The organism is Kitasatospora cineracea (assembly GCF_003751605.1).
GTDB classification, from domain to species: Bacteria; Actinomycetota; Actinomycetes; order Streptomycetales; family Streptomycetaceae; genus Kitasatospora; species Kitasatospora cineracea.
In genome coordinates this window covers 4060403-4086685 of record NZ_RJVJ01000001.1, presented here as the reverse complement: position 1 = coordinate 4086685, position 26283 = coordinate 4060403, and the positions used below count along the sequence as shown (strand labels likewise).

The following is a 26283-nucleotide window of genomic DNA, read 5'->3' as shown; positions in this document are numbered from 1 at the left end:
TGATCCGTGCACGCCAGCTCAACTCCCCCCCCACGTCGACACAGTCCAGGAGACACCCCCGGTGGTCAGCAGCGAACAGCGGCGGCGGCAGCTCGCCCGTGACAAGTACGAGCGCCAGATGCAGGCGCGCTCCGAGGCGGCGGCCAAGCGCAAGCAGCGCAACGCGATCGTCGCGGGGATCCTGGCCGTCGTGGTGGTCGGCGGTGTCGCCACCGTGGCCTCCGGCGTGTTCGACTCGGACAAGAAGAAGGACACCAAGGCGGCCTCCGCCGCGCCATCCCCGTCCGCCACCGGCAAGCAGTGGGCCGCCGAGCCGGCCATGTCGATCGACGCGGCCGCCAAGTACACCGCGAAGATCGAGACCTCGCAGGGCGAGGTGACCCTCGCGCTGGACGCGGCGAAGGCGCCGCACACCGTCAACTCCTTCGTGTTCCTGGCCGGTCAGCAGTTCTGGGACGACACCAAGTGCCACCGCCTCACCACGGAGGGCATCTACGTCCTGCAGTGCGGCGACCCGACCGGCACCGGCCGGGGCGGCCCGGGCTACCAGTTCGCCGACGAGAACCTGGAGGGCGCGACCTACCCCGCGGGCACCGTGGCGATGGCCAACTCCGGCGCGAACACCAACGGCAGCCAGTTCTTCCTGGTCTACAAGGACACCCAACTGCCCCCCAGCTACACCCCGTTCGGCAAGATCACCGGCGGCCTCGACGTGCTGCAGAAGATCGCCGCCGCCGGCGCCGAGGGGACCGGCGGCGACGGCGCCCCCAAGCTCCCCGTCAACGTCACGAGCATCACCACCGCCAAGGGCTGACCCGCCGCGAAAATCGACCGGCGCCGGATGCGGACAGCACCGGCGCTGGTCGCCTATGTTGCTGTTGTATAGGGTGCCCTGACCGTCGGCCGTCACCCTCGGCACAACACCACGACGGCTCGGGACGGCGGGCTCCATCGGTCCGCCGCACATCAACTGTGGACGACGCTCCCGCCCGTGGGCGTGGCGTCATGTGGAGGAGGCGCTGTGAGCAGCGACCCGTGGGGCCGTGTCGACGAGCAGGGGAACGTCTACGTGAGGACGGCCGACGGCGAACGCCAGGTCGGCTCCTGGCAGGCCGGCTCCCCCGAGGAGGCCCTCGCCTACTTCGAGCGCAAGTTCCAGGGTCTGGAGGCGGAGACCGCCCTCCTGGAGCACCGGGTGCGCAAGACCGATCTGGCCGCCAAGGAGGCGCAGACCGCGCTCGACCACCTGCGCGCGCAGGTCACCGAGGCGCACGCGGTCGGCGACCTGGCCGCCCTGGCCGCCCGCCTGGACACCCTGGCCGGCGAGATCGAGACCCGGCAGGGCGAGCGCAAGGCCGCCAAGGCGAGGGCCCAGGAGGAGACCCGGGCCGCCAAGGAGGCGCTGGTCGCCGAGGCCGAGCAGCTCGCCGAGTCCAACCAGTGGCGGGAGGCCGGCGACCGGCTGCGCGCCCTGGTCGACAACTGGAAGGCGCTGCCGCGCCTGGACCGCAAGAGCGACGACGAGCTGTGGCACCGCTTCTCGCACGCCCGCTCGGTGTTCTCCAAGCACCGCAAGTCGCACTTCGCGGCGCTCGACTCGGAGCGCGAGTCGGCCCGTTCGGTCAAGGAGAAGCTGGTCGCCGAGGCCGAGGCGCTGTCCGGCTCCACCGAGTGGGGCCCGACCGCCGCCGCCTACCGCGACCTGATGACGCAGTGGAAGGCCGCCGGCCGCGCCCAGCGGGACGCCGAGGAGGAGCTGTGGGCCCGCTTCCGCGGCGCCCAGGACGTCTTCTTCCAGGCCCGGTCCTCCGCGTTCTCCGAGCGTGACGCCGAGCAGGGCGAGAACCAGAAGGCCAAGGAGGCGCTGCTGGTCGAGGCCGAGGCGATCCTGCCGATCACCGACCTGAAGGCCGCCAAGGCCGCGCTGCGCGACATCGCCGAGCGCTGGGAGGCGATCGGCCACGTCCCGCGCGACGCCCGCCCGAAGCTGGACGGCCGGCTGGGCGCGGTGGAGCGCGCGGTCCGCGAGGCCGAGGAGGCCGAGTGGCAGCGCTCCAACCCGGAGGCCCGGGCCCGCGCCACCGGCATGACCGCGCTGCTGCAGGCCGCCGTGGACAAGCTCGAAGCCGACCTGGCCAAGGCCCGCGCCGCCGGCAACACGGCCAAGGCCGCCAAGCTGGAGACCGAGCTGGCCGGCCGCCGGGAGCTGCTCGACCAGGCGCAGAAGTCGCTCCAGGAGTTCACCTCCTGAGCTCCCGCAGTGCCTGCGCGAAGGGCCCCCACCGTGCGGTGGGGGCCCTTCGCGCGTTCCGCGGCCCGGCGGCTCACACCACCGAGGTCGAGGAGGACGGCTGCTGCAGCTGGTCCAGGTCGAGGCTCTGGTCGGGCCCGGGGGTGGCGCTGGGCACCGGGGTGCCGAAGTCGCTGAACTCGACCGCCCCGGTGTCCTTGGCGAGTTTCAGCGGCACCGGCTCGCCGGTGGTGGCCACGTACAGGGTGCCGGTGCCGGTGCCGGTGCCGGAGGTGTTGGTCAGGGTGAGCGCGGGGCGGCCCTGCACGTTCTCCTCGCCGCCCTTGGCCAGGCCGCTCTTGCCGGTGCCGAGCTGGTCGGCCAGCGCGGTCAGGTCGCACAGGCTGCCGATCTCGCCGAAGTCCGGGTTGTCGCTGGTGGTCTTCAGGTAGCGGTCGCCGACCAGTTGGGCCATCGCCGGACCGCCGTGGGTCTGCCAGAACTCCTGGTCCGGTTTGACCCACAGCTGCTGCCCGGACTTCACCACCTGGAAGCTGCCGACGCCGCCCTGGCTGAGCGTGCCGGTGCAGTCGCCGGTGGTGTCCAGCCGCAGGTCCATGGTGATCTGCCCGCCCTCGCTGCCGACGGTGCCCGCCGCCCGGACCGCGCCGGCGTCCTTGAGCGCCTGCACGGCCCGTTGCAGCACCTGGTCGGCGGACTGCCCGGCCACCCCGTTGTCGGCGGCCGCGGAGGCCGCCGCCGCGGACGCCGACACCGGGCTGCCGGTGCCGCTCGCCGCCGGGCTGCCGGTGCTGCCGGAGCCGCCCGAGCCGCTGCCGCAGCCGGCCGCCAGCGCCGCGGCCGCCGCCGCGCTGGCCACTGCCGTCCTCATCCGTATCCCGTGCACGGTGCCTCCCGGAAAGCCGACCGCCCCCACCCGGCCAGTGTCGGCGGGGCGGGGGCGGTCGGCGACCGGGAGGGCCGCGGGCCTACTTGTTGCGGGCCGAGGTGACCCGGTACACGTCGTACACGCCCTCGACGCCGCGCACCGCCTTGAGCACGTGCCCCAGGTGCTTGGGGTCGCCCATCTCGAAGGTGAACCGGCTCATCGCCACCCGGTCGCGGGAGGTCTGGACGGCCGCCGACAGGATGTTGACGTGCTGGTCGGAGAGCACCCGGGTGACGTCGGAGAGCAGCCGGGAGCGGTCCAGCGCCTCGACCTGGATGGCGACCAGGAACACCGAGGACTGGGTGGCCGCCCACTCGACGTCGATCATCCGCTCGGGCTGCTGCTGCAGGGACTCCACGTTGACGCAGTCCGCGCGGTGCACCGAGACGCCGTTGCCGCGGGTGATGAAACCGACGATCGGGTCGCCGGGCACCGGCGTGCAGCAGCGCGCCAGCTTCACCCACACGTCGTCCACGCCCTTGACGATGACGCCCGGGTCGCCCTTGGCCCGGCGGCGCATCGCGCGCGGCTGGTGCGAGGGGGTGGCGGTCTCGGCGAGGTCCTCGACCGCGCCCTCCTCGCCGCCCATCGCCTGGACCAGCTTCTGCACGATGGCCTGCGCGGCGACGTGGCCCTCGCCGATCGCCGCGTACAGCGAGGAGATGTCCGGGTAGCGCATCTCGTGGGCCAGGGTGACCAGCGAGTCCCCGGTGAGGATCCGCTGGATCGGCAGGCCCTGCTTGCGCATCGCCCGGGCGATCGACTCCTTGCCCTGCTCGATCGCCTCCTCGCGGCGCTCCTTGGAGAACCAGGCGCGGATCTTGTTGCGGGCCCGGGGCGACTTGACGAAGCTCAGCCAGTCCCGGGACGGGCCGGCGTTCTCCGCCTTGGAGGTGAACACCTCGACGGTGTCGCCGTTCTCCAGCGTCGACTCCAGCGGCACCAGGCGGCCGTTGACCCGGGCGCCGATGCACCGGCAGCCGACCTCGGTGTGCACCGCGAACGCGAAGTCCACCGGGGTGGCCTGCGCGGGCAGCGCTATCACGTCGCCCTTCGGGGTGAAGACGAACACCTCGTTGCTGGACAGGTCGAAGCGCAGGGACTCGAGGAACTCGCTCGGGTCCTCGGTCTCCTTCTGCCAGTCCAGCAGCTGCCGCAGCCAGGCCATCTCGTTGACCGCGTCGGCCTTGTCGTGCTGCCGCCCGTGGGTGGGCGTGTCGGTGCGCACCTTGGACGCCCCGGCCACCGCGCGCTGCTTGTACTTCCAGTGCGCGGCGATGCCGTACTCGGCCCGGCGGTGCATGTCGAAGGTGCGGATCTGCAGCTCGACCGGCTTGCCCCCGGGGCCGATCACCGTGGTGTGCAGCGACTGGTACATGTTGAACTTGGGCATCGCGATGTAGTCCTTGAACCGCCCCGGCACCGGGTTCCACCGCGCGTGGATGGTGCCCAGCGCCGCGTAGCAGTCGCGGACGGTGTCGACCAGGACCCGGATGCCCACCAGGTCGTAGATCTCGGCGAAGTCCCGGCCCCGGACGATCATCTTCTGGTAGACCGAGTAGTAGTGCTTGGGCCGGCCGGTCACCTGCGCGGTGATCCGGGCCCCGCGCAGGTCGCCCTGCACCTGGTCGATCACGGTGGCCAGGTACTCGTCGCGCTTGGGGGCGCGCTCGGCCACCAGCCGGACGATCTCGTCGTACATCTTGGGGTAGAGGATGGCGAAGGCCAGGTCCTCCAGCTCCCACTTGATGGTGTTCATGCCCAGCCGGTGCGCCAGCGGGGCGTAGATCTCCAGCGTCTCGCGGGCCTTCTTCTCCTGCTTCTCCCGCTTCAGGTAGCGCATGGTGCGCATGTTGTGCAGCCGGTCGGCGAGCTTGATCACCAGCACCCGCGGGTCCTTGGCCATCGCCACGACCATCTTGCGGACGGTCTCCGCCTGCGCGGCCTCGCCGAACTTGACCCGGTCCAGCTTGGTCACGCCGTCGACCAGCAGGGCCACCGAGTCGCCGAAGTCCTGCCGGAGCGTCTCCAGCCCGTAGTCGGTGTCCTCGACGGTGTCGTGCAGCAGCCCGGCCATCAGGGTCGGCGCGTCCATCCCCAGCTCGGCCAGGATGGTGGCCACCGCCAGCGGGTGGGTGATGTACGGGTCGCCGCTCTTGCGCTTCTGCCCGCGGTGCCACTTCTCCGCGACGGCGTACGCCCGCTCGATGTCCTTCAGCAGCCCCGGGTCGGCCTTGGGGTCGTTGGCCCGGATCGTCCGGAACAGCGGTTCCAGCACCGGGTTGACCATCGAACTGCGCTGTCCGCCCAGCCGCGCAAGCCGAGCCCGCATCCCGCCCTGCGAGGAACGGGAACTGGCGGCAGCGGCCGTGGGCACAACCTCGTCGGGCAAGGACACTCCTACGTCGGATCAACCTTCATCGTACCGACAGCGCACCCCCGCGCGGCGGCGCGCCCGCCTCGAACAGGAAGCCGCCCGGGAACGGTCCTGTTCCCGGGCGGCTCTCGAACAGCGCGGCGTCACACCACGACGAGCGTCTCCAGCGGTGCGCCGTGCAGGTGCGCGGCGAGCTTCGCGCGCCCCGTCAGGAAGCCGAGCTCCATCAGCACGACCACGCCGACCAGTTCGGCCCCGGCCTCCTGGACCAGGTCCAGCGAGGCGGCGATCGTCCCGCCGGTGGCCAGCACGTCGTCCACCACCAGGACCTTCTCGCCGGGCTCGAACGCGTCGCACTGCACCTCCAGCGTCGCCGACCCGTACTCGAGGTCGTACGAGCGGGCGAACACCTCGCCGGGCAGCTTGCCCTTCTTGCGGATCGGGACGAACCCGAGCCCGGCCGCGAACGCGGCCGGGGCGGCGAGCACGAACCCCCGCGCCTCCAGCCCGACCACCTTGGTGGCGCCGAGCTCCCGCGCCCGCTCGGCCAGCGCCCGGGTCAGCGCGCCGAACGCCTCGGCGTCGGCGAGCAGGGGGGCGATGTCCTTGAACAGGACGCCCGGCTTCGGGTAGTCCTGCACGTCCCGGATCCGGCTGTTGAGCAGCTCGGACAGGGCGGGGTCGGTGGTGGAGGTCACGGGGGTTCCTTCGCGGAGGGTCAGCGCTTGCCGGACGGCCGTCCCTTGCCTCGGGAGCGGCTGGTCGGCTGGTTACGCTGTCCGACCATACCGGCCGGGACCTCGTCGCCGTCGTCCTCCCCGCCGTCGAACTCCTCACCCTCGGCGTCCTTGCCCCGGCCCTCGGCCGCGGCCTTGGCCTCCGAGGCGCGCCGCTGGGCAACCCGCTTGGCCAGCGCCTTCATGTCCGGGGCCTGCTCCTTGAGCTGCGCGAGCAGCGGGGTGGCCACGCAGATGGAGGAGTAGGCACCGGCCGCGAGGCCGATGAACAGGGCCAGCGAGATGTCGTTCAGGGTGCCGGCGCCGAGCAGGCCGCCGCCGATGAACAGCAGCGCGGAGACCGGCAGCAGGGCCACCACCGTGGTGTTGATGGAGCGCACCAGGGTCTGGTTGAGGCCGTGGTTGGCGGCCTCGCTGTAGGTCCGGCGGGACTGCTTGGTGATGCCCCGGGTGTTCTCCTTCACGGTGTCGAAGACGACGACCGTGTCGTAGAGCGAGTAGCCGAGGATGGTCAGGAAGCCGATCACGGTGCCCGGGGTGACCTCGAAGCCGACCAGGGCGTAGACGCCGATGGTGATCAGGAGGTCGTGGATCAGGGCGACCAGGGCGGCCACCGCCATCCGCCACTCGAAGGCGATCGCCATGTAGACGGTGACCAGCACCATGAAGACGATCAGACCGGTCAGCGCCTTCTTGGAGATGTCGGCACCCCAGGAGGGGCCGATCACCTGGGCGTTGATGTCCTGCTCCTGGACGCCGACCGCCTGCGAGAACTCCTTGGTGAAGGTCGCCGCCGGGATCGACTCCTGGGCGCTGACCTGGACCCGGACGTCACCCTTGTCCGTGGTCTGCACCAGCGCGGTGTTGGAGCCGATGATCTTGTCGGCGGTCTCCTTCGCCTGGGAGGCCGAGAGGCCGGGCTTGTGCACGGTGTAGACCGAGCCGCCCTTGAACTCGATGCCCAGGTGCAGGCCCATGGCCAGGCCGACGGCGGCCACCAGGACGATCACCGCCGAGATCGAGTACCAGATCTTCCGCTTGCCGACGAAGTCGAAGGAGACCTCGCCCTGGTAGAGGCGGTGACCGATGTTGCGGAGCGACATGGGTCAGACCTCCTGGGTGGTGGTGGAACGGCGGCGGGAGCCGCGGATCGGCGGACGGGCGCCGAGCCGCTTCGGGTCCAGGCCGGACATCGGGTGGCCGCTGGCGAAGAACTTCGTGCGGGCGAGCAGGCTGATCAGCGGCTTGGTGAACAGGAAGATCACCACGACGTCGAGCAGGGTGGTCAGGCCCAGCGTGAAGGCGAAGCCCTGGACCTTGCCGACCGACACCAGGTACAGCACCGCGGCACACAGGAAGGAGACGAAGTCCGACACCAGGATGGTGCGCCGGGCCCGCGGCCAGGCCCGCTGCACGGCGGCCCGCAGCTGGGCGCCCTCGCGGACCTCGTCCCGGATCCGTTCGAAGTACACGATGAAGGAGTCCGCGGTGATGCCGATCGCCACGATCGCGCCGCAGACCGCGGGCAGGTTCAGCGCGAAGCCGATGCCCGCGCCCAGCAGGCTCATGATCGACCAGGTCAGGATCGCCGAGACGACCAGGCCGGCGATCGAGATCAGGCCCAGGCCGCGGTAGTAGACCAGCGAGTACGCGACCACCAGCACCATGCCGATCAGACCGGCGATCAGGCCGGCCTTCAGCTGCTCGGAGCCGAGCTGCGGGGAGACGGTGGTGACGTCGCTCTTGACGAAGTCCAGCGGGAGCGCGCCGTAGCTCAGCACGTTCGCCAGCGACTTGGCCTCGTCCGAGGTGAAGGTGCCGTTGATCACGGCGCTGCCGCCGGTGATCGACTCCTGCACGTACGGGTGGGAGACGACCTGGCCGTCCAGCACGATGGCGAACTGGTTGGCCGGGGTGGACTGGGTGGCCAGCTGGCCGGTGGTGGAGGCGAAGGCCTTGGAGCCGGTGTCGTTGAACGACAGGTCGACCATCCAGCCCTTGCCGGTCTGGGTGTCGTACACGGCCTGGGCCTTGGTGACGTCCGAGCCGTTCACCGCGACGCCGCCGAGCACGAACTTGTACCAGAGGCCCTGCTCCGCGTCGTACGAGCAGGCCAGGGCCGGCGCGGTCGGGTCGTTGGTCTGGTAGTTGATCCGCTGCTCCTTGACCGTGCAGTCCAGGGCGGCGTACTTCTGCTGCAGCGCGACGGTCGCGGCGTCCGGGGTGGGCGCGGCGCTCGGGTCGGCGGCGGGGGCGGAGGCGGCGGTGCTCGGCTGGGCCGAGGCGCCGGCGCTCGCGGAGGCCGTCGGGTCGGCCTGCAGCGCGCCGGACAGCGCGCGGCCCGCCTTGCTGGCGGACGCGGAGGCCGAGGCCGGGGCGGAGGCCGAGGTGGAGGCGCCCGCGGAGGCGGAGGCGCCCGCGCTCGGGGCGGCCGAGGCCGCGGCGTCCGGGGAGCCGGACGGGGCGGGCTGCTGGGCGGCCGCGCCGGACGGCTCGGCGGCCAGCACCGGGCGGAAGTAGAGCTTGGCGGTGTCACCGACCTTGTCGATGGACTGCTGCGTGTTACCACCGTCGGGAATGTTGACGATGATGTTGGCATTGCCCTGGGTCTGCACCTCCGCCTCGGAGACACCCATGCCGTTGACGCGCTTCTGGATGATGCCGACCGCGGTGTTCAGATTGGTCTTGTTGATCGCGGAGGGATCGTCCGACTTTGCGGTCAGCGTGACGCTGGTGCCACCGGCGAGGTCGATACCGAGACGGGGCTTGGTGTTGCCCGTCCCGAACATGAGGGCCACAAGGCCGACGGTGACCACCAGGATGAGCGCCAGCGCCCGTCCCGGGTATCCGTCGCGCGACCGCGACTTGGGTGTTGCCACCTTGCTCGTTTCTCCCTGTCCATGCCGCCCGGCGGCCGGCCCCCGGCCCCGCGCGGGCGGGGGCGGAAGGCGGCGGACGCACGACGGCCCAAGAGGTCCTGTTGGGCTTGCGGCGGATGCCGCTGGTCGAGGGTGACCCCGACCGTACTACTTGCTCTCGGGAGCCTCGGCGTCGACCTTCGCCTCGATCTTCGCCTCGTCCTTCGCCTCGTCCTTGGACAGGCTCAGCGGCTTCTCGTCGGCATCCGCGTCGAGGGCCTCGACGGCCTCGTCGGACTCGTCCTCGGCGGGGCGGCCGTTGATGATCGCGTCGTACTCCAGCGGCTCCAGGACGGCCGCGATCGCGCCCTTGGTGAAGTGGGCCACCACACCGGGGGCGACCTCCAGCTCGACCGTCTCGTCGTTGACGGCCTTCACCAGCGCGTACATTCCGCCGATGGTGCGAACACCGGACCCCGGCTGGAGCGCGGTCTGCATGCTCTGCATCTGGGCCTGACGCTTCTTCTGCGAGCGCATCATCAGGAAGATGGCGAGGAGCGGGAGGAGGAAGATGATGAATTGCACAGCCAGGGTCCTTTGTAGGCCGCCGGTGCGGCAGCCAGTGCGTATACGTCGGCCCGTCGGGTGACTGGGGCGGTCCGGCGGAGTCTAGGCGACCCGCACTGAACGGACAACGCCAAGCATGCCAGTGTGCCGCCGAAAGTGGCGAGCCTTGGCATGCACATAAACTCCCGATAAGGCAGCGGAGTTATCCCTGGCCCGGCCCCTGGCCATCGGCCCACAGCCCGTTCTGCTGCCCGCCCCGCGCCCCGCCCGACGCCCGCGCCGGCTGCGGCGGGGTCAGCCCCAGGTGCTGCCAGGCCGCCGCGGTGGCGACCCGCCCGCGCGGGGTGCGCGCCAGCAGGCCCTCCCGGACGAGGAAAGGTTCAGCCACCTCCTCGACCGTCTCCGCCTCCTCGCCCACCGCCACCGCCAGCGTGGACAGGCCCACCGGGCCACCGCCGAACAGCTTCAGCAGCGCCTCCAGCACCGCCCGGTCCAACCGGTCCAGACCGCGCGCGTCCACCTCGTAGACCTCCAGCGCCCGCGCGGCGATCTCCCGGGTCACCAGGCCGTCGTGCCGGACCTGCGCGAAATCCCTCACCCGGCGCAACAGCCGGTTGGCGATCCGCGGCGTGCCGCGCGAGCGGCCGGCGATCTCGGCCGCGCCCGCCGGGTCGATCTCCACGTCCAGCAGGCCCGCCGAGCGGTGCACCACCCGCTCCAGCTCGGCCGGCGCGTAGAACTCCATGTGCCCGGTGAACCCGAACCGGTCGCGCAGCGGCGGCGGCAGCAGGCCCGCCCGGGTGGTCGCGCCGACCAGCGTGAACGGCGGCAGCTCCAGCGGGATGGCGGTGGCGCCCGGGCCCTTGCCGACGATCACGTCGACCCGGAAGTCCTCCATCGCCAGGTACAGCATCTCCTCGGCGGGCCGGGACATCCGGTGGATCTCGTCGAGGAACAGCACCTCGCCCTCGGTCAGCGAGGACAGGATCGCCGCCAGGTCGCCCGCGTGCTGGATCGCCGGGCCGGAGGTGATCCGGATCGGGGCGTTCAGCTCCGCCGCGATGATCATCGACAGGGTGGTCTTGCCCAGCCCGGGCGGGCCGCTGAGCAGCACGTGGTCCGGCGCCGCCCCGCGCTTGCGGGCCGCCTGCAGCACCAGCGAGAGCTGCTCGCGCACCCGCTCCTGCCCGATGAACTCCTCCAGCAGCTTGGGGCGCAGCGCCGCCTCCACCGCCTGGTCCTCGCCGTCGGCGGACGCCGTCACCAGGCGGTCAACGGGCTCGGACTCGTACGGGCTCATCGGAAGACTGCTCCCCATGTCGACTTGGTGACGGATCGTCACATTGCTTCATCGTGGTCCGGCGGGCCTCAGCGGGCCCGGTTCAGCCCCCGCAGGGCCAGCCGCAGCAGCGCGCCGACGTCCGGCACCGGCTGCGCCTCGGCCTCCGGCGTCACCCGGGCCACCGCCTCCTCCGCCTCCCGCGGAGCGTAGCCCAGGCCCACCAGCGCGGAGTGCAGCTGCTCGTGCCAGGGCGCCGGGCCGGACGCCACCGGCTTCTGCGCCGGGACGGTGCCGTGCGGGGCACCGAGCTTGTCCTTGTACTCCAGCAGCAGCTTCGCCGCCTTCGCCTTGCCGATGCCGGGCACCGCGATCAGCGCCTTCTCGTCGCCGCCCGCCACCGCCGCCCGCAGCGCCTCCGGCGAGTGCACCCCCAGGATCGCCTGGGCCAGCTTCGGCCCCACCCCCGGCGCCGCCTGCAGCACCTCGAACGTCGCCCGCTCGTCGTCGTCCACGAACCCGAACAGCGTCAGCGAGTCCTCCCGGACCACCAGCGAGGTCGCCAGCCGGGCCACCTCCCCCACCCGCAGCGTCGCCAGCGTGGTCGGCGTGCACTGCACCGCCATCCCCACTCCCCCGACCTCCACCACGGCCACCCCGGCCCCCACCACCGCAACCGGCCCCTGCACAAAGGCGATCATGGTGAAGTCGTTCCTCTCGATGGTTCCGATGCTTGACGCGTCCCGCGCCCGTCAGGGCCGCGGGCTTCCGCTCGACCTCCGGGCCCCGTCAGGGGCGCGGGGAACTGCGCGAGCGGCCCGGCACCCTGCCGTACGCCGCCCTGGGCGGGGCCGCCTGCTGCTCGGGCGGATCCTGCTGCCCGGCGTCTCCCGCTTCGCGCGGTTCCCCGCGCCCCTGGTTCCGCCCGGGTGCCCCGCCGTGCCAGGAGCTCCCGCCCGCGCCGTGGGCCTTGATCGCCGCGGTCAGCCGGTTGGTGCTGCCGCCGCGCCAGATGTGGCAGATGGCCAGGGCGAGGGCGTCCGCGGCGTCGGCGGGCTTGGGCGGGGCGTCGAGCCGCAGCAGCCGGGTGACCATGGCGGTGACCTGCGCCTTGTCGGCGCGTCCGGAGCCGGTGACCGCGGCCTTGACCTCGCTGGGGGTGTGCAGCGTGACGGGGATGCCGCGCCTGGTCGCGCAGAGCACGGCGACCGCCGAGGCCTGCGCGGTGCCCATCACGGTGCGGACGTTGTGCTGGGCGAACACCCGCTCCACGGCGACGAGTTCGGGCTGGTACCGGTCGAGCCAGGACTCCAGGCCCTGTTCGATGGCCAGCAGCCGGGGGCCGATCTCGTCCTCCGGCGGGGTCCGCACCACGCCGACGCCGAGCATCGTCAGCTGCCGCCCGGGCAGCCCTTCGACCACGCCGACGCCGCACCTGGTCAGCCCAGGGTCCACACCCAGTACTCGCACGGCCCCGCCTCTCTCCGACCTGCGCAGGTTACTCCCGGCCACCGACAGGCGGCCCCGGACACGCCTCCGCCCGGCGGCCACCAGCGGGCCACCGGGCGGGGAGCAGCCGGACTCAGGCGTCCAGCTCGGCCATGATCTCGTCGGAGACGTCGAAGTTGGCGAAGACGTTCTGCACGTCGTCGCTGTCCTCGAGCGCGTCGATCAGCTTGAAGATCTTGCGGGCGCCCTCGGCGTCCAGCTCGACCTGCATGCTGGGGACGAAGTTGGCGTCGGCGGAGTCGTAGTCGATGCCCGCGTCGACCAGCGCGGTGCGGACCGCGACCATGTCGGTGGCCTCGGACATCACCTCGAAGGCCTCGCCCAGGTCGTTGACCTCCTCGGCGCCGGCGTCCAGCACGACGTCCAGGATCTTGTCCTCGTCCACGCCGTCGGCCTTGGGGACGATCACGACGCCCTTGCGGTTGAACAGGTAGGACACCGAGCCCGGGTCGGCCATGTTGCCGCCGTTGCGGGTCATCGCCACGCGCACGTCGGAGGCGGCGCGGTTGCGGTTGTCGGTGAGGCACTCGATCAGGACGGCCACGCCGTTGGGGCCGTAGCCCTCGTACATGATCGTCGAGTAGTCGGCGCCGCCGGCCTCCGCACCGGAGCCGCGCTTGACGGCCCGGTTGATGTTGTCGATCGGGACGGAGCTCTTCTTCGCCTTCTGGATGGCGTCGTAGAGCGTCGGGTTGCCCGCGGGGTCGCCGCCGCCGGTGCGGGCCGCCACCTCGATGTTCTTGATCATCTTGGCGAAGAGCTTGCCGCGCTTGGCGTCGATCGCGGCCTTCTTGTGCTTGGTGGTAGCCCACTTAGAGTGGCCGGACATCGCCAGCTCCTTTTCGTCGCCAATGGGAAATGAACAGGGGAGATCCTACCGGTGCCGCACCGTCAGGTGGCACACGGTCACCGCGCCGCACCGGGCGCTCAGCGCCCGGCGGCCTCGACCATCCGGACGAAGTACTCGTGGACGCGGTGGTCGCCGGTCAGCTCCGGGTGGAAGGAGGTGGCCAGCAGGTTGCCCTGGCGGACCGCGACGATCCGGGCCTCCGGGCCGTCCGCGGCCGGCACCTCGGCCAGCACCTCGACGCCCGCGCCGACCGCCTCGACCCAGGGGGCGCGGATGAACACGCCGGTGACCGGGTCGCCGGCCAGGCCGGCGAACGGGATCGCGGTCTCGAAGGACTCGTTCTGCCGGCCGAAGGCGTTGCGGCGCACCGTCATGTCGATGCCGCCGACGCCCTCCTGGTCGTCCCGGCCGTCCAGGATCTTGTCGGCCAGCAGGATCATGCCCGCGCAGGTGCCGTACACCGGCATGCCGGCCGCGACCCGCTCGCGCAGCGGGTCCATCAGGCCGAACAGCACCGCCAGCTTGGAGATGGTGGTGGACTCGCCGCCGGGCATCACCAGCGCGTCGACCTCGGCCAGCTCCTCGGGGCGGCGCACCGGCCGGGCCAGCGCGTCGGCGGCGGCCAGCGCCACCAGGTGCTCGCGGACGTCGCCCTGCAGGGCCAGGACGCCGATGGTGGGGGTGCTCACGGTCTCACTACCTCTTCGTTCTCGAACCGATGATCCGGGACGCCACGCAACGGCCCGCCGCGCGAGGGGCGGCGGGCCGGACGCGCGGGCGTGCGTCTGCCGACTACCAGCCGCGGTTGGCGTAGCGCTCGGTCTCCGGCAGGGTGTCGCAGTTGATGCCGACCATGGCCTCGCCCAGGTTGCGGGAGGCGTCCGCGATGATCTTCGGGTCGTCGAAGAAGGTGGTGGCCTTCACGATGGCGGCGGCGCGCTTGGCCGGGTCGCCCGACTTGAAGATGCCGGAGCCGACGAACACGCCCTCGGCGCCGAGCTGGCGCATCAGCGCGGCGTCCGCCGGGGTGGCCACGCCGCCGGCCGAGAACAGCACGACCGGCAGCTTGCCGAGCTCGGCGACCTCGCGGACCAGCTCGTACGGGGCGCGCAGCTCCTTGGCGGCCGCGTACAGCTCGTTGTTGTCGAAGCCGCGCAGCTTGGCGATCTCGTTCTTGATCTGGCGCAGGTGGCGGACGGCCTCCACCACGTTGCCGGTGCCGGCCTCGCCCTTGGAGCGGATCATGGCCGCGCCCTCGGCGATCCGGCGCAGCGCCTCGCCCAGGTTGGTGGCGCCGCAGACGAAGGGGGTGGTGAACGCCCACTTGTCGGAGTGGTTGACCTCGTCGGCCGGGGTGAGCACCTCGGACTCGTCGATGTAGTCGACGCCGAGCGACTGCAGCACCTGGGCCTCGACGAAGTGGCCGATCCGGGACTTGGCCATCACCGGGATGGAGACCGCGGCGATGATCTCCTCGATCATGTTCGGGTCGGACATCCGGGCCACGCCGCCGTCCTTGCGGATGTCGGCCGGAACGCGCTCCAGCGCCATGACCGCGACCGCACCGGCGTCCTCGGCGATCTTCGCCTGCTCGGCGTTGACCACGTCCATGATCACGCCGCCCTTGAGCTGCTCGGCCATGCCGCGCTTGACCCGGGCGGTGCCGACCTGGGGCTGCTCAGCGGAAGTGGGGGTGGTGGACACGTAAGACCTCACTCAGGGATGAACCGGTGCTATCGATCCATCGTAGGCCCGGCGACCCCGCGCCCCATGCGCCACATGGTCCAGGGCCGTCCCCGGCATACGACAATCAGGCCAGCGGCCCGGTTTCGGCAGGAAACGCTGTCAGCCTACGCGGGCGCGCCCTCGGGCGTGAGGGCCGCCGGGGGCTCGTCGTCCATCTCGAAGGCCATCGGGAACGGCGCCCGACCCGCGAGGCGGAAGTAGCGCACCAGCCGGTGCTCGCGCACCGCCCGGGCCGCCCGCACCGCGTCGTTGTGGAAGCGCCGCGCCATCGGCACCCGGCGCACCGCCTCGACCAGGTCGCGCACCGCCTCCTCGCCGCCCGGCGCCGCCCGCAGGGCGCCGACCTGCGCCGGCTCGTCCAGCACCGCCCGCAGCGCCAGGCTCAGCTCGCTCTCCGCCACCTCGCGCTGCTCGTCCTCGGCCTGCCGGGCCGCGTGCGCGGCCTCCAGCAGCAGGATCGACGCGGCCGGGTCCAGCAGCGAGGAGGTGGCCAGCTCCACCGCGACCGCGGAACGGCGCAGCAGCTGGGCATCCAGCGAGGCCCGGGCGGCGTCGATCCGGGCGTGCAGCCGGTCGAGCCTGCCCGCCGTCCAGCTCAGGTAGACGGCGAACAGTACGACGGCCGCAACGGCCCAGATCCAGGTAGCCACGGGGCGCTACGGTACCGGCTCAGCCCCCGAGGACCGCCGAGCGGTAGGCGAGGTGGTCCAACTCCTCGACCTGGACGGCGACCTGCACCGGTCCGGCGTCCGCCCCCAGGTACTCGGGCAGCACCCCCACCACCGCCCCGGACAGCACCGCCTTGGCCTCCGCGCTGCGCCCCGGGAAGACCTCGACCCGGACCGCGACCAGCGCGAAGGTCTCGGTGTCCGCCCCGACCACGTTCTCCTCGGTGCGCCGGAACCTGGTCTTGCACTTCTCCGGCTTGGCGTCCAGCAGCTTCACCGCCAGCCGGTTCAGGGCCAGGCCGAAGCCGCGCCGGTCGAAGGACCCGGCGAGCCGGTCGGTGTAGTCGACGGTGATCAACGGCATGCGGGGACTACCTCTCGGGGCGGTGCGGGGTCATCGGCTCTGGCGCGGACGCCGGTCGGACGGTTCCAGCTCGGCCACCGGGGGCCGCCCGTCGGTGACCGTCTCGTACACCGACAGCACCTCGGCGCCGACCGTCTCCCAGTCGAAGCGCCGCACGTGCCGGGAGGCCGCCTCGCGCAGCGCCGCCAGCCGCTCCGGGCTGCCCAGCAGCTTGACCGCCGAGGCGGCCAGCGCGTCCGCGTCCTCCACCGGGAACAGCTCGCCGGCCGCGCCGCCGTCCAGCACCTGGCGGAACGCGTCCAGGTCGCTGGCCAGCACCGGGGCGCCCGCCGACATCGCCTCGACCAGGATGATGCCGAAGGACTCGCCGCCGGTGTTCGGCGCCACGTACAGGTCCACGCTGCGCAGCAGCCGGGCCTTGTCCCGGTCCGAGACCATGCCGAGGAACTCGACCCGGGCCCGCACCTCGGGCGCCAGGCCCGCCACCGCCTCCTCCTCGTCGCCCTTGCCCGCGACCAGCAGCCGCACGCCCGGGCGCTCGGCCAGGATCCGCGGCAGCGCGGCCAGCAGCGTCGGCAGGCCCTTGCGCGGCTCGTTGATCCGGCCGATGAAGCCGATGGTGCCCGGGCCGCCCTCGGCCGCGCCGCCCTGCCACCGGGGGTTCGGCTCGGCGTCCGCGAAGAACCGCACGTCCACGCCGTTCGGGATGACCACCGCGTCGCCGCCCAGGTGCTCCACCAGGGTGCGCCGGGCGTACTCCGACACCGCGATCCGGCCCGACATCTTCTCCAGGCCCGGCTGCAGGATCGGCGAGGCCGCGATCATCGCCCGCGAGCGCGGGTTCGAGGTGTGGAACGTCCCCACCATCGGCCCGGTCGCCGCCCACGCCGCCAGCATCGACAGCGACGGCGAGTTCGGCTCGTGCACGTGCAGCACGTCGAACCGGCCCTCGCGCAGCCAGCGCCGCACCCGGGCCGCCGACAGGATGCCGAAGCTCAGCCGCGCCACCGACCCGTTGTACGGCACCGCCACCGCCCGCCCCGCCGAGACCACGTACGGCGGCAGCGCCTCCTCGTCCTCCGCCGGGGCCAGCACCGACACCTCGTGCCCCAGCCGGATCAGGTGCTCCGCCAGGTCCCGGATGTGGAACTGCACCCCGCCGGGCACGTCCCAGTCGTACGGGCACACCACGCCGATCCTCACGACGCCTCCCGACGGGGCGTCAGGTCGGCCAGCCACAGCTTCTGCAGCATGTGCCAGTCCACCGAGTGCTCGCGGATCGCCTCCGCCCACACGTCCGCCATCGCCTGGGTCATCGCCGCGGCCTGCTCCTGCCGGGTGCCCTCGCCGGACGGCACCACCTCGGGGTGCACCTCGGCCCGCAGCATCGACCCGTCGTACCAGAGCGACACCGGGAACAGCGCCGCCCCGGTCCGCTGGGCCAGCGCCGCCGGACCGGCCGGCATCCGGGTCGGCTCGCCGAAGAAGTCCACCTGGATCCCGGCCTCCGAGAGGTCCCGGTCACCCACCAGGCACACCAGCTTGCCCTCGCGCAGCCGCCGCGCCAGCGTCCCCACCACCGAGACCTGGGAGCCGGTCAGCGCCAGCACCTCCATCCCCAGGCTCTCCCGGTACGCCACGAACCGGTCGAACAGCGACTCCGGCTTCAGCCGCTCCGCGACCGTGGTGAACGGGAACCCGCCCGCCGAGGCGATCCACGCCCCCGCCAGGTCCCAGTTCGCCATGTGCGGCAGCGCCAGCACCGCGCCCCGCCCGGCCGCCATCGCCTCGTTCAGCTGCTCCAGGTTCTTCACCGTTATGGCACCGGCGATCCGCTCCCGGCTCCAGGTCGGCAGCCGGAACGACTCCCTCCAGTACCGCAGGTACGAACGCATCCCGGCCCGGGACAGCTCCCGCAGCCGGACCGCGTCCGCGTCCGGGTGGACCCGCGACAGGTTGGCCTCCAGCTGCCGCACCCCCTTGCCCTGCCGCCGCCACGCCACGTCGGCGATGGTGTCGAACAGGCCGCGGGCCACCGGCTCGGGCAGGTGCCTGAGCCCCGCCCACCCGGCCGCGTACGCGGCGTCGACCAACCGTTCCCTCACTTGACCCCCTCGGCGGCGGCCGCCGCCTCCAGCTCCGCCGACTCCCGGCGCACCGTCAGCATCCGCTGCGCCACCGTCACCAGGCTGCCCGCCGCGACCGCCCACAGGGCGACCGGCAGCAGCCACTCGATGTACGGCACCCCGAACTTGTGCAGGCCCGCGAACCCGGCCGCGGTCAGGCTGATCACCAGCCGCTCGGCCCGTTCCACCAGGCCCGAGACGTTCACCGGGAAGCCCAGCGACTCGCCGCGCGCCTTGGTGTACGACACCACCTGGCCGCTGGCCAGGCAGAAGATCGACACCGCGCACAGCAGGTCGTTGTTCCCGCCCCCGGCGTACCACATCGCCAGACCGCCGAAGATCGCCGCGTCGGCGACCCGGTCCAGCGTCGAGTCCAGGAACGCGCCCCACTTGCTGGAGCGGCCCGCCTGGCGGGCCATGTTGCCGTCCACCAGGTCGGAGAAGATGAACAGCGTGACGGTGATCACGCCCCAGAAGAACTCCCCGCGCGGGAAGAACACCAGCGCGCCGGCCACCGACCCGGCCGTACCGATCAGCGTGACCGCGTCCGGACTGACACCCCACCGCAGCAGCATCGCGGCGAACGGGGTGAGGACACGTGTGAAGAAGGCACGCGCGTACTTGTTGAGCATGGCCTTCCGGTCCGCTCCGCTCCTCGGATTGGCACCCGCGAACCACAGACCCGCCGGGCGGCCGCGCGAATGGACCCGCCCGGCTGGACAATGGTATCCACGCTGATCGAGCGGCAGGAGGCCAGCCATGCCGGACCGGACGGCCCACACCCCCGCCCCGCCCGCCGACCGACCCGACCGGCTCCGCAACGTGGCCCTGGTCGGGGCCGGCGGAGCCGGGAAGACCACCCTCGCCGAAGCACTCGCCCACACCGCCGGCGTCCTGACCAGACCCGGCACCGTCCCCGACGGCACCACCGCCGCCGACTGGGAGGACATCGAGCACCAGCAGCAGCGCTCCGTCCAGCTCGCCCTCCTCCCGCTCCCCTGGCGCGACCTCAAGGTCAACCTGCTGGACGCCCCCGGCTACGCCGACTTCGCCGGCGAACTCCAGGCCGCCCTGCGCGCCGCCGAAGCCGCCCTGTTCGTCCACTCCGCCGCCGACCCCGAGGTCCCCCGCCCGGTCCGCGCCCTGTGGCAGCAGTGCGAGGACGCCCGCCTCCCCCGCGCGATCGTCCTCACCCACCTGAACACCGCCCGGGTCCGCCTCGACGACGTCCTGCAGATGCTCCAGGACACCCTCGGCACCCCCGACACCGTCCGCCCCCTGCACCACGCCGACCTGCGCGACGGCCACCTGCACGGCAGCACCGACCTGCTCACCGGCCGCACCTACGGCACCCCCGGCGACGCCCCCGACCTGGCCGCCGAACGCGCCCGCCTGGTCGAGGCCCTGGCCGGCGAGGACGACACCCTGATGGCCCGCTACCTCGACGGCGAGCCCCTGGACACCGCCGCCCTCACCGCCGGCCTGCGCCGCGAACTGCTGGCCGGCACCCTGCACCCCGTCCTGGCCACCGCCCCCGACGGCACCGGCTGCGACGCCCTGCTCGACCTGGTCGCCGACGCCTTCCCCTCCCCCGCCGACCGCACCGACGCCCTCCCCGCCCCGGACCCGGACGCCCCGCTCGCCGCCCAGGTCGTGCACACCGGCGAGGACCCCTACCTCGGCCGCCTCAGCCTGCTCAAGGTCTTCGCCGGCACCCTGCGCCCCGACACCGCCGCCCACCTCCCCGACGGCACCGAGGAACGCCTCACCGCCCTGCACAGCCCCCTCGGCCACCAGCTGCGCCCCGTCCCGCAGGCCGTCGCCGGCGACCTCGCCACCGTCACCAAGCTCACCGCCGCCCGCACCGGCGACACCCTCACCACCGGCCGCACCGTCCTACCGCCCTGGCCGCTGCCCGAAGCCCTGCTCCCCACCGCCGTCCGGGCCCGCTCCAAGGCCGACGAGGACAAGCTCTCCCAGGCCCTCGGCAAACTCGCCGCCCAGGACCCGGCCCTGCGCGTCGAACAGAACCCCGACACCCACCAGCTCGTCCTGTGGTGCACCGGCGAGGCCCACCTCGCCGTCACCCTCGACCGCCTCACCACCCGCCACGGCGTCCACATCGACACCGTCGACTACCGGGTCGCCCTGCGCGAGACCTTCGCCGCCCCCGCCGACGGCCACGGCCGGCACGTCAAGCAGTCCGGCGGCCACGGCCAGTACGCCGTCTGCGACCTCACCGTCGAACCGCTGCCCGGCGGCGGCTTCGAATTCGTCGACCACGTCGTCGGCGGCGCCGTCCCCCGCCACTTCGTGCCCTCCGTCGAGAAGGGCGTCCGCGCCCAACTCGCCCAGGGCCTGCACGGCCACCCGATGACCGACGTCCGGGTCACCCTCACCGACGGCAAGGCGCACTCCGTCGACTCCTCCGACGCCGCCTTCCAGACCGCCGCCGCCCTCGCCCTCAAGGAAGCCGCCGACCACACCGCCGTCGCCGTCCTGGAACCTGTCGACGAAGTGCGCGTGCTGCTCCCCGACGAGTACCAGGGCGCCGTGCTCACCGACCTCTCCGCCCGGCGCGGACACGTCCTGGGCACCGAGGTCGGCGGACCCGGCCTCAGCCTGGTCCGCGCCGAGGTCCCCGAGCTCGAACTCACCCGCTACCCGCTCGACCTGCGCTCGCTGTCGCACGGAACCGGCCAGTTCACCCGCAGCTACCTGCGGCACGCCCCGATGCCCGCCCACCTCGCCGCCCGGCACACCGACGGCTGACCCGCCGTCAGGAACGCCGCGGCAGCGCGCACGCCGGAGTACCGCCCGGCATCCGGTCCCGGTTCCTCGCCACCCAGCGGTAGACCACGTCCGCCACCGGCCGCACCGGCGCCAGCGCCAGCGCCCCGCCGGCCCACGCCCACAGCCCGCCCGACCGCATCAGCAGCCGCGCCAGCGCCTGCGCCCCGCCGTACACCTTGCGGTCCGGCGTCACCCACAGCACCTCCCGCGAGGCCCGCTCCGCCGACACCTCCCCGCCGGTGAACTCCGCCAGCGCCGCCATGTCCGCGAACTGCCACGCCACCGCGTCCCACCCCGCCGAGGACAGGCTCTGCCGCGGGTAGCGCTCCGCCCACCGCACGCAGCTGGAACAGAACGCGCAATCACCGTCGAAAACCAGCACCGGCCCCGGTGCGTACGCACTCGTCATGCCCGAGATCCTCCACCCCCGCGGCACCGGCCGACAAACCGGGGGCGTCGAACCCGCCCGCACGGGGCAGCATCACCCCGGAAACCCCGCGCGCGGCCGATATGTGACCCAGGATCAGCCGATGATCCGCACGGCCCGGCCCCCGCACGGTAACCTGCCGCAGATCGATCAGGGGAGAAGGAGCTGCACAGGTGACTCAGCTCGACATGACGCCGGGCGCGCAGGTACCACGCACGGACGTCGGCAACCAGACCGCGGTCACCCAGGCGTTCTCCTCCGCCGCGTACCGCAACGGCGACGTCAAGGAACTGGAAGTCCTCACCGGCGTCTCGGTCAAGGCCGGCAAGTTCGCCCTGTTCCGCCCCAGCGCCGGCGAGGCCTTCAGCCGCGCCCTGATCGACCGCACCCTCGGCGGCGGCCGCAAACCGCTGGTCCCCTCGCACGGCACCGACGTCCGGATGGTCGTCGAGCACTGCCTCGCCGCCCAGGACCTCCGCGAGGCCCGGGACCGCAAACTGGCCGGCCTCAGCCTGCTCTTCGGCCTGCTCTTCCTGCCCGGCACCCTGGTCTGGCTGGCCGCCTACCAGGCCCGCGCCTGGCTCGGCAGCAAGAAGTCCGCCGCCAGGGACGGCTTCATCGGCACCCTGGCCCTGCTGCTCGCCCTCGGCCTGACCCTCCTGCTGCTGGTCCGCCCGCCCTTCGGCGGCCCGCTCGGCCTCTACTTCCGGGTGGTCATGATCGGCCCGGCCGTCGGCTGGTACCTGGCCAAGCGCACCGTGGTCACCAGCGTCATGGAGCAGCGCGCCCGCTGGGGAGACCTGGTCGGCGGCAGCCCGGTCGCCGCCGTCGTCCCCAAGGCCGTCCCCAAGGACCACCTGGACAAGAAGGCCAACACCCTCAAGGCCGGCCTGGACCGCCTCAGCACCGAGCAGAACACCAACATCCAGCACTACGCCGGTCCCAAGGGCATCCTCGGCATCGGCGCCCGCTGGGCCGAGTGGTCCCTGCGCGAGGACCTCCGCCCCGCCGAGGGCCACGACGACTTCCGCACCTTCCACGTCGCCGACCTCACCCGCCGGATCGCCGACCGCCTCTCCAGCCTGACCAGCAGCGACGTCCCCAACGGCGGCCTGCCCAAGCCCCAGATCAACCACTGGGTGGTGCTCGACACCGGTGAGGGCGCCGACGAGATCGGCCGCCCCTCCGGCCCCGACATGGACGGCGACCGGATGCGCGACTTCGCCGTCCAGGAACTCGCCAGCAAGCAGAGCCTCGGCGCCGACACCCGGCACCGGATCGCCGTCCAGTTCGTCCTGCACAAGGGCCAGTTGGTCTCCACCATCGTCATCAACGTGATGGTCCTGGCGCAGAACCTGCAGATCCACGTCACCCCGCACACCCTCGGCCCGATCAACGGCTACTTCACCGCCAAGCCGAAGACCCCCGAGAAGGACGTCGCCAAGACCTTCCGCTTCTGGGAGACCCGCACCGTCCAGCTCGCGGTCGTCAACGACGACGAGGTGGTCCGCCAGGCCGTCCGCGCCCCCTTCCACAAGATCCCCGGCCTGCAGAAGTGGCTCGGCGGCGGCATCTCCTTCCCCGAACCGCTCTGCCTGCGCCAGGCCTGGGCCGACCCGACCTGGAACAGCCGCTACAAGTCGGACGACACCGTCTACCTGCCCAGCCCGGTCATCGGCGTCATCCACGCCGCCGTCGTCGAGTTCCTCGAGGAGCACGACGTGGCCACCGACCGGATCACCAACCGCTCCAACATCCTGCGCAGCGAGATCCAGGGCTCCCGCCCGTTCCGCGCCGACAAGTACGACGCCGGCTGACCGGGCCCGCCGCACGAGCAGCAGGGGCGTGCGGGAACCCTCCCGCACGCCCCTGAGCCGCTGTCAGACCGGCCACACCTCGGACAGCATCTTCCGGGTGTCCGCCAGCAGCTGCGGCAGCACCTTGGTCTGCCCCACCACCGGCATGAAGTTCGTGTCCCCGCCCCAGCGCGGCACCACGTGCTGGTGCAGGTGCGCGGCGATCCCGGCCCCCGCGGCCGCCCCCTGGTTCATCCCGATGTTGAACCCGTGCGCCCCCGACGCCGCCCGCAGCGCCGTCATCGCCTTCTTGGTGAACTCCCCCAGCTCGGCCGTCTCCGGCCCGTCCAGCTCGGTGTAGTCCGCGACGTGCCGGTACGGCACCACCATCAAGTGCCCGCCGTTGTACGGGTAGAGGTTCAGCACCGCGAACACCGACTCGCCGCGCTGCACGATCAGCCCGTCCTCGTCGCTCAGCTTCGGGATCGAGCAGAACGGACAACCGTCGTCGGGAGCCGGCCCGGTGGGCTTGTTCTCGCCCTGGATGTACGCCATCCGGTGGGGTGTCCACAGGCGACGGAAGCCGTCCGGCTCCCCCACGCCCCGCTGCAGTTCCGGCTCACTCGTCATGCCCGCCAGCATAAGCGCCACGGCCCACGAACAGAGCAGTGCGGGGCGCCCTCCCGAAGGAGGCCGCCCCGCACTCACCCGCGGCCGCGGGTCCTACGGCACCTTGGTCTTGTGCGCCTTCCGAATCTTCGGACCACCCCCGCCTTCGCGGGGAATACGTCAGACCTGTACCCGACTCCGTACCGCTTCAACGATCTCGGCGATCGCCTGGTCACGGGGCACGCCGTTCTTCTGCTCGCCGCTGCGGTAGCGGAACGACACCGCACCCGCCTCGACGTCATCGTTGCCCGCGATCAGCATGAACGGCACCTTGCTGCGCTGCGCGTTCCTGATCTTCTTCTGCATCCGGTCGTCCGAGGTGTCGACCTCGACCCGGATCCCGTGCTTCTTCAGCTCGGCCGCCACGTCCAGCAGGTACGGCACGTGCTCGTCGGTGATCGGGATGCCGGTGACGGTGACCGGGGCCAGCCACGGCGGCATGGCGCCCGCGTAGTGCTCCAGCAGCACCGCGAAGAAGCGCTCGATCGAGCCGAACAGCGCCCGGTGGATCATGACCGGCCGCTGCCGCGAGCCGTCCGCCGCGGTGTACTCCAGGTCGAAGCGGTTCGGCAGGTTGAAGTCCAGCTGCACGGTCGACATCTGCCAGGTCCGGCCGATCGCGTCCCGCGCCTGCACCGAGATCTTCGGGCCGTAGAAGGCCGCGCCGCCCGGGTCCGGCACCAGCGGCAGGCCCTGCTTCTCGGCCACGCTGGCGAGGACGGCGGTGGCCTCCTCCCAGTCCTCGTCGCTGCCGACGAACTTCTCCGGGTCCTTGGTGGACAGCTCCAGGTAGAAGTCGTTCAGGCCGTAGTCGCGCAGCAGGTCCAGCACGAAGGTCAGCGTGCGGTCCAGCTCGTCGGCCATCTGCTCGCGGGTGCAGTAGATGTGCGCGTCGTCCTGGGTGAAGCCGCGGGCGCGGGTCAGGCCGTGCACGACGCCGGACTTCTCGTAGCGGTAGACCGTCCCGAACTCGAAGAGGCGCAGCGGCAGTTCGCGGTAGGAGCGGCCGCGCGCGTCGAAGATCAGGTTGTGCATCGGGCAGTTCATCGGCTTGAGGTAGTAGTCGACGCCCTCGTCCAGCTGCATGGGGGGGTACATGCCGTCGGCGTACCAGTCGAGGTGGCCGCTGGTCTCGAACAGCTTCCCTTGGTGGCGTGCGGGGTGTAGACGAACTCGTAGCCCTCCTCCTCGTGCCGCTTGCGCGAGTAGTCCTCCATGGTGCGGCGGATGATGCCGCCCTTGGGGTGGAAGACGGCGAGGCCGGAGCCGATCTGCTCGGGGATCGAGAACAGGTCGAGTTCGTTGCCGAGCTTGCGGTGGTCGCGCTTGGCGGCCTCCTCGAGGAAGTCGAGGTGGGCCTTGAGCTCGTCCTTGGTGGGCCACGCGGTGCCGTAGAGGCGCTGCAGCATGGGGTTCTTCTCGCTGCCGCGCCAGTAGGCGGCGGCCGAGCGCATCAGCTTGAACGCCGGGATGTGCCGGGTGCTGGGCAGGTGCGGGCCGCGGCAGAGGTCGCCCCAGCAGAGCTCGCCGGTCTTCGGGTCGAGGTTGTCGTAGATGGTGAGCTCGCCGGCGCCGACCTCGACGTCGGCGCCCTCGCCGGCCGTGGCGGCCGAGCCCTTGAGGCCGATCAGTTCGAGCTTGTAGGGCTCCTTGGCGAGCTCCTCGCGGGCGGCCTCGTCGGTGACCACGCGGCGGGAGAACTTCTGCCCCCGCTTGATGATCTCCTGCATCTTCTTCTCGATGGTCTTGAGGTCGTCCGGCTGGAACGGCCGCTCGACGTCGAAGTCGTAGTAGAAGCCGTCCCGGACGGGCGGGCCGATGCCGAGCTTGGCCTCGGGGAAGACCTGCTGGACGGCCTGGGCCATCACGTGGGCGGTGGAGTGCCGCAGGATGTCGAGGCCGTCGGGGCTGGAGATCACGACGGGTTCGACCTCGTCGCCGTCCCGGACGGCGTAGGCGAGGTCCTTGAGCTGGCCGCCGACCCGGGCGGCGATCACGGCGCGGTCGTCGGCGAAGAGCTCGGCGGCCGTAGTGCCCGTGGTCACCACGCGCTCTTCCCGATCGGGTTCGCGGTTGATGATGATCCGGACGTCCGTCACCGGTCTCTCCTGACGTTCTGGCTACCGTGGTGCAGCAGAACCGCTGCACCGTGCATGGTACCGAGCCGGGCCGCGTCCCCGTCGCCAAGGCCCGGTCGCGGCCCGGGTGATCGCCCGGTCACGTTCCGCGACGATCCGGCCGCCGGGACGGTTGGCCGCCCGCCAAGTGCGGTATCACTCCTGCACGGCGCTGCCGCTGCACCGGTCCTCGGTGGCAGCGGCCGCCCGGCAAGGACCGT

Annotated in this window: 22 protein-coding genes and 2 pseudogenes; 4 read left to right on the top strand and 20 right to left on the bottom strand. The window is 72.2% G+C overall.

Translation table 11 applies throughout. The features are described from left to right. The first annotated feature begins 61 nt into the window (after window positions 1–61). Together EDD39_RS18590 and EDD39_RS18585 are read left to right on the top strand one after the other, a co-directional pair. Window positions 62–814, top strand: a complete 753-nt coding sequence (locus tag EDD39_RS18590) for a peptidylprolyl isomerase (RefSeq protein WP_123557467.1) — start codon at window positions 62–64, stop codon at window positions 812–814. A 207-nt stretch (window positions 815–1021) separates the two neighbouring features. Further along, window positions 1022–2251: a DUF349 domain-containing protein gene (locus EDD39_RS18585; RefSeq protein ID WP_123557465.1), complete on the top strand. Its 1230-nt coding sequence runs from the start codon at window positions 1022–1024 to the stop codon at window positions 2249–2251. A gap of 73 nt (window positions 2252–2324) precedes the next feature. On the opposite strand, the gene EDD39_RS18580 is transcribed toward EDD39_RS18585, so the two are convergent. From EDD39_RS18580 to pgsA, 17 genes and pseudogenes are all read right to left on the bottom strand, one after another. Continuing rightward, a complete protein-coding gene (locus tag EDD39_RS18580; RefSeq protein ID WP_148089470.1) occupies window positions 2325–3122 on the bottom strand; it encodes a hypothetical protein in 798 nt (265 codons plus the stop codon). 97 nt (window positions 3123–3219) lie between these two features. Further along, window positions 3220–5511 carry a RelA/SpoT family protein gene (locus EDD39_RS18575; RefSeq protein WP_123560568.1) on the bottom strand — a complete coding sequence of 764 codons (2292 nt, stop codon included), beginning with the start codon at window positions 5509–5511 and terminating at the stop codon, window positions 3220–3222. 188 nt (window positions 5512–5699) lie between these two features. Further along, a complete protein-coding gene (locus EDD39_RS18570; protein ID WP_123557461.1) occupies window positions 5700–6254 on the bottom strand; it encodes an adenine phosphoribosyltransferase in 555 nt (184 codons plus the stop codon). A 20-nt stretch (window positions 6255–6274) separates the two neighbouring features. Continuing rightward, window positions 6275–7396, bottom strand: a complete 1122-nt coding sequence (gene secF, locus EDD39_RS18565; RefSeq protein WP_123557459.1) for a protein translocase subunit SecF — start codon at window positions 7394–7396, stop codon at window positions 6275–6277. A 3-nt stretch (window positions 7397–7399) separates the two neighbouring features. After that, window positions 7400–9172 (bottom strand): protein translocase subunit SecD, encoded by a 1773-nt coding sequence (secD, locus tag EDD39_RS18560; protein WP_123557457.1) that lies wholly within the window; start codon window positions 9170–9172, stop codon window positions 7400–7402. A 147-nt stretch (window positions 9173–9319) separates the two neighbouring features. After that, window positions 9320–9736 (bottom strand): preprotein translocase subunit YajC, encoded by a 417-nt coding sequence (gene yajC / locus EDD39_RS18555; RefSeq protein WP_244256784.1) that lies wholly within the window; start codon window positions 9734–9736, stop codon window positions 9320–9322. Window positions 9737–9920: 184 nt separating this feature from the next. Beyond that, complete coding sequence (ruvB, locus tag EDD39_RS18550) at window positions 9921–11018, bottom strand: Holliday junction branch migration DNA helicase RuvB (RefSeq protein ID WP_123557452.1); 1098 nt, start codon at window positions 11016–11018, stop codon at window positions 9921–9923. A gap of 68 nt (window positions 11019–11086) precedes the next feature. Further along, window positions 11087–11698, bottom strand: coding sequence for a Holliday junction branch migration protein RuvA (ruvA, locus tag EDD39_RS18545; RefSeq protein WP_030459123.1), 612 nt, complete (start codon window positions 11696–11698; stop codon window positions 11087–11089). A gap of 173 nt (window positions 11699–11871) precedes the next feature. Continuing rightward, a pseudogene (gene ruvC / locus EDD39_RS18540) lies at window positions 11872–12467 on the bottom strand (crossover junction endodeoxyribonuclease RuvC); the annotation flags it as partial. Window positions 12468–12579: 112 nt separating this feature from the next. Continuing rightward, window positions 12580–13335, bottom strand: a complete 756-nt coding sequence (locus tag EDD39_RS18535; RefSeq protein WP_030459121.1) for a YebC/PmpR family DNA-binding transcriptional regulator — start codon at window positions 13333–13335, stop codon at window positions 12580–12582. Between the two features lie 98 nt (window positions 13336–13433). Next, window positions 13434–14045 (bottom strand): pyridoxal 5'-phosphate synthase glutaminase subunit PdxT, encoded by a 612-nt coding sequence (gene pdxT / locus EDD39_RS18530; RefSeq protein WP_030459120.1) that lies wholly within the window; start codon window positions 14043–14045, stop codon window positions 13434–13436. A gap of 103 nt (window positions 14046–14148) precedes the next feature. Next, window positions 14149–15060 (bottom strand): pyridoxal 5'-phosphate synthase lyase subunit PdxS, encoded by a 912-nt coding sequence (gene pdxS / locus EDD39_RS18525; protein WP_030459119.1) that lies wholly within the window; start codon window positions 15058–15060, stop codon window positions 14149–14151. Window positions 15061–15206: 146 nt separating this feature from the next. Continuing rightward, window positions 15207–15752, bottom strand: coding sequence for a hypothetical protein (locus EDD39_RS18520; protein ID WP_123557448.1), 546 nt, complete (start codon window positions 15750–15752; stop codon window positions 15207–15209). 19 nt (window positions 15753–15771) lie between these two features. After that, window positions 15772–16134 (bottom strand): 5-carboxymethyl-2-hydroxymuconate Delta-isomerase, encoded by a 363-nt coding sequence (locus tag EDD39_RS18515; protein WP_123557446.1) that lies wholly within the window; start codon window positions 16132–16134, stop codon window positions 15772–15774. 30 nt (window positions 16135–16164) lie between these two features. After that, window positions 16165–17337 (bottom strand): glycosyltransferase family 4 protein, encoded by a 1173-nt coding sequence (locus tag EDD39_RS18510; protein WP_123557443.1) that lies wholly within the window; start codon window positions 17335–17337, stop codon window positions 16165–16167. Continuing rightward, window positions 17334–18239: a phosphatidylinositol mannoside acyltransferase gene (locus tag EDD39_RS18505; protein WP_123557441.1), complete on the bottom strand. Its 906-nt coding sequence runs from the start codon at window positions 18237–18239 to the stop codon at window positions 17334–17336. Before EDD39_RS18505 ends, EDD39_RS18510 begins: the two co-directional genes overlap by 4 nt. Continuing rightward, the gene (gene pgsA, locus EDD39_RS18500) at window positions 18236–18892 is read right to left on the bottom strand and encodes a phosphatidylinositol phosphate synthase (protein WP_123557439.1); all 657 of its coding nucleotides are present in this window, start codon (window positions 18890–18892) and stop codon (window positions 18236–18238) included. The genes EDD39_RS18505 and pgsA overlap by 4 nt, the downstream gene beginning before the upstream one ends. Before the next feature lie 127 nt (window positions 18893–19019). Between pgsA and EDD39_RS18495 the strand changes: the two genes are divergently transcribed. Next, complete coding sequence (locus tag EDD39_RS18495) at window positions 19020–21032, top strand: elongation factor G (RefSeq protein ID WP_123557437.1); 2013 nt, start codon at window positions 19020–19022, stop codon at window positions 21030–21032. 7 nt (window positions 21033–21039) lie between these two features. Here the strand turns inward: EDD39_RS18495 and EDD39_RS18490 are convergent, their stop codons facing one another. Further along, on the bottom strand, window positions 21040–21462 hold the full coding sequence (locus EDD39_RS18490) for a thiol-disulfide oxidoreductase DCC family protein (RefSeq protein WP_123557435.1): 423 nt from the start codon (window positions 21460–21462) through the stop codon (window positions 21040–21042). 191 nt (window positions 21463–21653) lie between these two features. Between EDD39_RS18490 and EDD39_RS18485 the strand changes: the two genes are divergently transcribed. After that, a complete protein-coding gene (locus EDD39_RS18485; RefSeq protein ID WP_123819114.1) occupies window positions 21654–23297 on the top strand; it encodes a hypothetical protein in 1644 nt (547 codons plus the stop codon). 63 nt (window positions 23298–23360) lie between these two features. Here the strand turns inward: EDD39_RS18485 and EDD39_RS18480 are convergent, their stop codons facing one another. Next, window positions 23361–23918 (bottom strand): HIT family protein, encoded by a 558-nt coding sequence (locus EDD39_RS18480; RefSeq protein WP_030459110.1) that lies wholly within the window; start codon window positions 23916–23918, stop codon window positions 23361–23363. Between the two features lie 147 nt (window positions 23919–24065). Then, window positions 24066–26044 (bottom strand): annotated as a pseudogene (gene thrS, locus EDD39_RS18475) (threonine--tRNA ligase). Window positions 26045–26283 lie beyond the last annotated feature (239 nt).